Genomic DNA, 2,567 nt, shown 5'->3' with positions numbered 1-2,567 from the left:
CCGCGCCGGTGCCGGTCGCGGCGGCGACCGCAACCGCGGCCAGGCCCCCGCCCCGGCGAACAGCGCGATGGCAGACGCCCTCCGCAAGGCCGGCCTCCTGAACGAGGGCAACGGCGGCAAGCGGCGCGGCGGCCGCTGACGGCGACCTGAGTGAACGAGGACGGGCCCGGCCGAAAGGCCGGGCCCGTCGTCGTGGGCGGGGTGCGCGGGGTTGGGCGCCGCGCGCACGTGCGCAGGGCTGTGCGCCGCGCTCAGGGCTGTGCGCCTCGCTCCGTCCTGCGTGCCGCGCTCAGTCCTGCGTGCCGCGCTCTGTGTGCCACGCGCAGGAGGTGCCTCCAGCCCTGCAGAGCCCGCGCGCCGTACGTGTGCGGACGCGCTATCCGGCGAACCGGAGCGCCCACTCCGCGCGGTTGGCGACGGTGAGGTCGTCGTCCATGACCAGGGGCTGGAGGAGCGTACGGGCCTTCTTCGGTTCCGCGGCGACCAGGTCGGCGATCTCCGTCGCCAGGCCGTCCTGGTCGTCGCCGAGGTCGACGGCGGAGGCTCGGACCAGGAGCGGCAGCGTCTCCGGGCCGCCGATCGTGCCGATCACGCCGCCGAGGACCTCGCGGGCGTAGGAGTTCCGTTCGCGCAGCGCGTGGTCGAGGCCCGCTTCGAGGCCCGGCAGCAGGGACCGGTCCTCGGTCGCCGCGAGTTCGTCGGCCAGGTCGATGGTCTCGTCGACGTCCGCTTCGAGGTCGTCGAGCATCCCGACCAGCCGGTCGATCCGTGGGTCCGTGGCGTTCATCAGTGCTCGATCACCTTTCCGGCCGCGACCTCCAGGCGGCGCGTCGTGTGGACGGCGTCCAGCATCCGGCGGTCGTGGGTGACCAGGAGCAGGGTGCCGCTGTACGAGTCCAGGGCGGACTCGAGCTGTTCGATGGCCGGCAGGTCCAGGTGGTTGGTCGGCTCGTCGAGGACCAGCAGGTTCACACCCCGGCCCTGGAGCAGGGCGAGGGCGGCGCGGGTGCGCTCGCCCGGGGAGAGCGTGGTGGCCGGGCGCAGCACGTGCTCGGCCTTGAGGCCGAACTTGGCCAGCAGAGTGCGTACCTCGGCCGGTTCGGTGTCGGGCACGGCCGCGCAGAACGCGTCCAGCAGGGACTCCGCACCGTGGAACAGCTTGCGCGCCTGGTCGACCTCGCCGACGACGACGCCGGAGCCGAGCGTGGCCGCGCCGGAGTCCAGCGGGAGCCGGCCGAGCAGCGCGGCGAGCAGGGTCGACTTGCCGGCGCCGTTGGCACCGGTGATGGCGACCCGGTCCGCCCAGTCGATCTGCAGCGAGGCCGGGCCGAAGCGGAAGTCGCCGCGGCGGACCTCGGCATCGCGCAGGGTCGCGACGACCGAGCCGGAGCGGGGCGCGGCGGCGATCTCCATGCGCAGCTCCCACTCCTTGCGGGGCTCGTCCACGACCTCCAGGCGCTCGATGGCGCGCTGCGTCTGGCGGGCCTTGGCGGCCTGCTTCTCGCTGGACTCGCTGCGGAACTTGCGGCCGATCTTGTCGTTGTCGCTGGCCTTGCGACGGGCGTTCTTGACGCCCTTGTCCATCCAGGACCGCTGCATCTGGGCGCGGCCTTCGAGGGCGGACTTCTTGTCGGCGAACTCCTCGAACTCCTCGCGGGCGTGCCGGCGGGCGGTCTCCCGCTCCTCCAGGTACGCGTCGTAGCCGCCGCCGTAGAGGGTGATCTGCTGCTGGGCGAGATCGAGTTCGAGGACCTTGGTGACGGTACGGGTGAGGAACTCGCGGTCGTGGCTGATCACGACGGTGCCGGCGCGCAGGCCCTGCACGAAGGACTCGAGCCGCTCCAGACCGTCGAGGTCGAGGTCGTTGGTCGGCTCGTCGAGCAGGAAGACGTCGTACCGGGAGAGCAGCAGCGAGGCGAGCCCGGCGCGGGCGGCCTGGCCGCCGGAGAGCGAGGTCATCGGCTGGTCGAGGCCGACGGTGAGGCCGAGGGAGTCGGCGATCTCCTCGGCGCGCTCGTCGAGGTCCGCGCCGCCGAGGTTCAGCCAGCGCTCCAGGCTCACGGCGTACGCATCGTCCGCGCCGGGCGCGCCGTCGACCAGGCCCTGGGTGGCCTCGTCCATGGCGACCTGCGCGGCGGCGACGCCGGTGCGCCGGGCGAGGAAGTCCCGCACGGTCTCCCCCGCGCGCCGCTCGGGCTCCTGCGGCAGATGCCCGACGGCAGCGGTAGGCGGCGAAAGCGCCACCCCGCCCTCCTCGGGCGCGTCGAGCCCGGCGAGCAGCCGCAGCAGCGTCGACTTCCCGGCCCCGTTGACTCCGACGAGGCCGATGACGTCACCAGGCCCGACGACGAGGTCGAGCCCGGAGAAGAGGGAGCGCTCACCGTGGCCGGCGGCGAGATTCTTGGCGACGAGGGTTGCAGTCATCAGGGGATGAATCCTAGGTCAGTGGGGACGAGGGGTGCTGCCGCGGCCGGTGAGCGGGGCGACCCGCGGCTGGCTGACGGGGGGCGGGGGTGCGGCCCGGGCCTGTCCGGCCGGGCGTGCAGCCGACAGTCCCCGCCCGGCCG

Annotated in this window: 2 protein-coding genes; both read right to left on the bottom strand. The window is 73.8% G+C overall.

The window, feature by feature from the left end:
* Positions 1-376: 376 nt before the first annotated feature.
* Positions 377-787, bottom strand: coding sequence for a hypothetical protein (locus VIU94_RS33920; protein WP_331917506.1), 411 nt, complete (start codon positions 785-787; stop codon positions 377-379).
* Positions 787-2,424 carry an ABC-F family ATP-binding cassette domain-containing protein gene (locus VIU94_RS33915; protein ID WP_331917500.1) on the bottom strand — a complete coding sequence of 546 codons (1,638 nt, stop codon included), beginning with the start codon at positions 2,422-2,424 and terminating at the stop codon, positions 787-789. Before VIU94_RS33915 ends, VIU94_RS33920 begins: the two co-directional genes overlap by 1 nt.
* Positions 2,425-2,567 lie beyond the last annotated feature (143 nt).

It is taken from the genome of Streptomyces sp. (genome assembly GCF_036566765.1).
Lineage (GTDB): Bacteria > Actinomycetota > Actinomycetes > Streptomycetales > Streptomycetaceae > Streptomyces.
The sequence above is the reverse complement of the archived record's forward strand: the minus strand, read 5'-3'. Positions and strand labels throughout refer to the sequence as shown.

Coding starts and splice junctions, on each gene's coding strand:
- VIU94_RS33915 (WP_331917500.1), bottom strand. CDS start 2,424: ATGACTGCAACCCTCGTCGCCAAGAATCTCGCCGCCGGCCACGGTGAG.
- VIU94_RS33920 (WP_331917506.1), bottom strand. CDS start 787: ATGAACGCCACGGACCCACGGATCGACCGGCTGGTCGGGATGCTCGAC.